The 4,552-nt window shown below is 45.8% G+C and carries 4 protein-coding genes and 1 tRNA gene; 3 read left to right on the forward strand and 2 right to left on the reverse strand.

The genetic code is table 11. From position 1 onward, the window contains the following. Positions 1-59 precede the first annotated feature (59 nt). Complete coding sequence (locus B3N33_RS12785) at positions 60-1,529, reverse strand: YifB family Mg chelatase-like AAA ATPase (protein WP_292593540.1); 1,470 nt, start codon at positions 1,527-1,529, stop codon at positions 60-62. A gap of 88 nt (positions 1,530-1,617) precedes the next feature. Here B3N33_RS12785 and B3N33_RS12790 point away from each other — a divergent pair, with 88 nt between their 5' ends. The 3 genes from B3N33_RS12790 to B3N33_RS12800 all read left to right on the forward strand — a co-directional run bounded on the left by B3N33_RS12790 (position 1,618) and on the right by B3N33_RS12800 (position 4,280). Beyond that, complete coding sequence (locus tag B3N33_RS12790; RefSeq protein WP_103134585.1) at positions 1,618-2,106, forward strand: NUDIX domain-containing protein; 489 nt, start codon at positions 1,618-1,620, stop codon at positions 2,104-2,106. Between the two features lie 66 nt (positions 2,107-2,172). Continuing rightward, entirely contained in the window at positions 2,173-2,706 is a 534-nt protein-coding gene (gene hpf / locus B3N33_RS12795; protein WP_099829643.1) for a ribosome hibernation-promoting factor, HPF/YfiA family, read from the forward strand. Positions 2,707-2,807: 101 nt separating this feature from the next. Then, positions 2,808-4,280, forward strand: coding sequence for an Rne/Rng family ribonuclease (locus B3N33_RS12800; RefSeq protein WP_214060236.1), 1,473 nt, complete (start codon positions 2,808-2,810; stop codon positions 4,278-4,280). A 15-nt stretch (positions 4,281-4,295) separates the two neighbouring features. Here B3N33_RS12800 and B3N33_RS12805 read toward each other — a convergent pair. Beyond that, a tRNA-Val gene (locus B3N33_RS12805) sits at positions 4,296-4,370 on the reverse strand. Between the last annotated feature and the right edge of the window lie 182 nt (positions 4,371-4,552).

Raw genomic sequence — 4,552 nt, forward strand, 5'->3', positions numbered from 1 at the left:
TCTTCGCCTTCTTGGCACACTCTGGTCAGATCTCTCATGGAGACCTAGAGTGCCGAACTCTAGGTCTTTCTTCGATACTGTAAGGCTTCAGCAATGTGCCTGGCCTTAACTTCACTTTCTTCGAGATCGGCTATAGTAAGTGCTACTTTAAGAACTCTATCAATGGCCCTTGCAGTTAATTTCATCTTTTCCACGGCTGCCGAAAGAAGTGATCTCGATGCTGAGTCTAGCGGCACGTATTCTTTCAGTAAGGCATGACTGAGCTGACTATTCGAGAATATGCTCATTTCTTCATATCTTTTCGACTGTCTCTTCCTTGCCGTAATAACTCTCTTTCGAACTTCGTCAGAGCTTTCTGCCGTTGAGTTTTCCATATACTTATCGAAATCGAGTCTTGGCATGTCAACGAAGATATCTATCCTATCTTCCATTGGACCCGAGATCTTCCTATTATATCTTTGAATGTCATACCAAGAACATGTGCACTCTCTTGTTTTGTCCCCGTACCATCCGCAAGGACACGGGTTTTGGGCAGCTATGAGCATGAATCTGGCAGGATAAGTGGCTGTCAGTTTTGCTCTTGCAACAGTAATTACTCCATCCTCCAGCGGTTGTCTGAGAGCCTCGATTACATCTCTTCTGAACTCCGGAAACTCGTCCATGAATAAGACACCGTTGTGGGCAAGACTAATTTCACCCGGTCTAGCATCATTTCCACCACCAACGATAGATGTTGTCGACGCGGTATGGTGAGGAGACCTGAATGGTCTCTCTTTTATCAGCCCTCTTTCACCCAGCAGTCCAGCAACACTGTAAATCATTGTGGTCTCAANNCGGGCAAGCATTGTTTTTCCACATCCCGGGGACCCTCGAAGGGAAATGTTGTGCCCTCCTGCCGCGGCGACTTCAGAAGCCCTCTTAGCAAACTCCTGTCCCTTTATCTCAGACATGTCCGGCCCATTCATACTTCCCAATTCGGGCTGCGAATAGACGACGGGTTTTTTCTCCACGTGTCCGTTCAAAAAGCCAACCAAATCGTTCAAACTATCCGCCGTGAAAATCGTAAGGTTGTTCACTATTGTAGCTTCCTGCCTGTTTGGAGCAGGAAGCACAACTCTTAGACCATTTGCCCTGCTGGAAAGCGAAAGCAGAATTGGCAAGACGCCTCTTACTCGCCTAAGGCTTCCGTCAAGACCCAGTTCTCCAAAGAAAATGTAATCGGAAAGATCGGTTTTGATTTTCGAAGTTGCCTTAAGCAACCCCACCGCTATAGGAAGATCGAGATAAGATCCCTCCTTTTTCACATCGCTCGGAGCTAGGTTGACCGTTATTCGACCGTTGGGTAGCTCTATCCCCGAGTTCTTGACGGCACTCTTAACTCTCTTCTTGCTCTCCTTAATTACGGTGTCTCCAAGACCTACGATATCCATCTCCTGGATTACTGCCCTGCTGTCAATATCCAGCTCAACGAGAACATCCAAAACGTTAAGACCCATGGTTGTAATCGTTCTAACTCTTGAATAGCGCATCTCATAACCTCCTATCATATATGAAATTATATCAATCAAGAGGCGAAGAGGTGATATACTTGAAATGAGGCATGGTCGAGGTGTGCATATGAAGAATACACATCGTATTAGTGTAAGAGCTTTGGTCATAAAAGACGAATCTGTTCTTCTTGTTCGTCATGAGCATCGCGACAGACCTCCCTTCTGGTGTTTCCCCGGCGGACTTGTTGAACCAGGCGAAGATCTTTTTACTGCAATCAAGAGAGAGATAAGGGAAGAGACTTATCTTGAAGTCTTTCCTAAATCGGTTGTTGCACTACAGGAATTCAAAAGAGAAAGCCTTCTGGAGGTGATATTTTCCTGCGATTACGTCTCGGGAAGGACCAACCTGGGATCAGATCCAGATAACTCGGGAGTTCCAACGTTGGTTGAAGTCAAATGGGTGGAAATTGGAGAGATTGAGAAGTACAGAGTACTTCCGATTTGGCTTTCTTCACGTCTCAAGACAGAATGGAATTCTCTGAGTTCAGTACAGTTATATGAGGTAGCGAGCAAACACCAGCTCAAGACAGGGAGTCCTGATTCCAGCGTACTGTAACGGCCTTTGGTATGTGATAACATGAAGTAACGCAATTTGGTAGCATCACGCGAGAGGAGGGTTATCATGGATTACAACATCTACTCTAAAGACGTAACTGTTACAGACTCCATGAAAGACTACATCGACAAGAGGTTCTCAAAAGTGTCGAAAGTTGTCAACGAGGAGAAGCTGATCTCGATGGATCTCAGGCTCTCGAAGGAAAGGGCGTTCTACAAGGTCGAGGCGACCGCCCATCTGCCGGGCGTTATGGTCCGCGTGGAGGAAAAGGGCAGCGACTTCTATACAGTAGTGGATTCGGCATCTGATGCCTTTGAGAGAAGAATAAAGAGATTCAAAGAGAGAACTCGCCACAAGCACAAAAACGGCCTTAAGGAAAACCTCGATTCAATTCCCTCCAGGTTCGAAGAAGATCAATCCACAGTAATTACAAGACGTAAGAGGTTCACTATCAAGCCGATGACTGAGGATGAGGCCGTTCTTCAGATGGAAATGCTTGGCCACACCTTTTTTGTCTACAGGAATATCGATACTGATGAAGTCAATGTTCTCTATACTAGAAAGAACGGATCTATCGGTATTATTGAAATGAACGAATAGCGGACGGCCACCAGAAGGTGGCCCGCTTTCTTAATCTTCACGTGAGATGATTATTATGGTAGAATTCGAAATCTAGTTCTGTCTATAGAAATGAAAGGGTGGTGGCAAGAATACAGAATAACAGAACGCAGACTATTGTCTTCAGTCGAATTGAGGACGAAGTCAGGATCGCTTCTCTGGACGGCGATCAGCTGGAAGAGATTTTTTTCGAAGACATGGACAGCGAAAGTGTAACTGGAAACATCTATCTTGGCAAGGTAGAGAATGTTGTTCCCAGCCTTGAAGCGGCTTTTGTGAATATTGGGATTGGAAGGAACGCATTTCTTAGATTCAAAGATGCTTCCGGACAACAGAAACTGGAGAAGAACAACAAAGTTCTAGTCCAGGTCAGCAAAGATCCCATCGGTTCGAAAGGGCCTCAGATTACCCTTAAGGTTAGCATACCAGGCAGAAGCCTTGTTTATACACCGTTTTCGAAGCATATTGGAATATCGAAGAAGATCGCGGATCAGCAGGAAAGGAATAGGCTCACCGCGGTTGCGAAGTCAGTTCTTGAAAACAAAGAAGGTGTGATCTTCCGTACCGCCGCTTTCGGTGTGGGTGAGGAAACAATAAAGGAAGAGCTTGAAAGTCTGCGTGAAAACTGGAACAAGATAAACGAGACATTTAGAAGAAGCAGAAAACCGAAGATTCTCTATGAGGAACCTTCCTTTGTAGAGTATATTCTCAGAGAGAGACTAACCGAAAATACAAAGGAGATAGTGGTCGATTCAGAGGAACTCTGGCACGATGTGGTCGCCGGCATCAGCAAATTCAAGTCCGGTTTCAAACCGGTCGTGAGGTATGTTGAAGGCGATGCCTTTGCGTCTGAAGAAGTGTACGAGAAAATGAAGATCCTCTATACCAGAATGGTATCCCTACCCGCGGGAGGAAACATATACATAGACAGAACAGAAGCTATGACGGTAATCGATGTGAACTCTGCAAGCAGTATCTCCGGCAACGATGTGTCGGAAACTTCATTGAACACGAACCTAGAGGCCGCTTCAGAGATTGCGAGACAGCTGAGATTGAGAAACATTGGCGGAATAGTCGTTATAGACTTTATTGATATGAAGAACGATGAAGATAGGCAGAAAGTGATATCGAGTCTCACAGCTGAATTTAAGAAGGACAAGGCGAGAACTATGATAATGGGATTCACGAGACTTGGATTGCTGGAAATGACAAGGAAGCGATCGACAGCTGCAATTGGGTCCAAGTTATATTCCTCATGCCCGATTTGCAAGGGAACGGGAAGGATCGAGTCTCCCAGGGCAGTTTATCAGCGGCTGCTTAAGGATCTATCGAGGGGTTTTCAGGACGAATCGTTGACCAGCGCCTCCATTCAGGTTTATCAAAACATGTCTGGAATCCTAACTCCAGAAAACCAGAAGAACCTTGTCAAGACGCTGAAAAGAGAGATTTCGGTGGGCTTCACCTGGCCAATTCCGACCTCTTATGAAATCAAATTCGTGAAGAAGCAAGAAAAACCGAAGAAACCCAAGACTAAGGCAAAAAGGGAGTCGAAATGACTCCCTTTACCTATCTGGTGGATGCGACAGGGATTGAACCTGTGGCCTCTTCCGTGTGAAGGAAGCGCTCTTCCGCTGAGCTACGCATCCGTACAGCAATTCTATCATCGGTAGGGTACAGTGTCAAGGTTTGACGATTAGTTACGTGATGACAGGTAGCGGCAAAGTGAAAACGGTTGACCGTTAACCGAGGGAAAAACCTGTTCTTCGTTCCAGAGCGAGGATCTGTTCTTCGTTCCTAGATCCGCTGTACGCTTAAGAACAAGGACCCG

Source organism: Mesotoga sp. UBA5825 (assembly GCF_002432955.1).
GTDB lineage: Bacteria > Thermotogota > Thermotogae > Petrotogales > Kosmotogaceae > Mesotoga.

Bases quoted from the DNA above. Each gene is read 5' to 3' on its own strand.
- B3N33_RS12790 (WP_103134585.1), top strand. From the start codon at position 1,618: ATGAAGAATACACATCGTATTAGTGTAAGAGCTTTGGTCATAAAAGAC.
- hpf (WP_099829643.1), top strand. From the start codon at position 2,173: ATGGATTACAACATCTACTCTAAAGACGTAACTGTTACAGACTCCATG.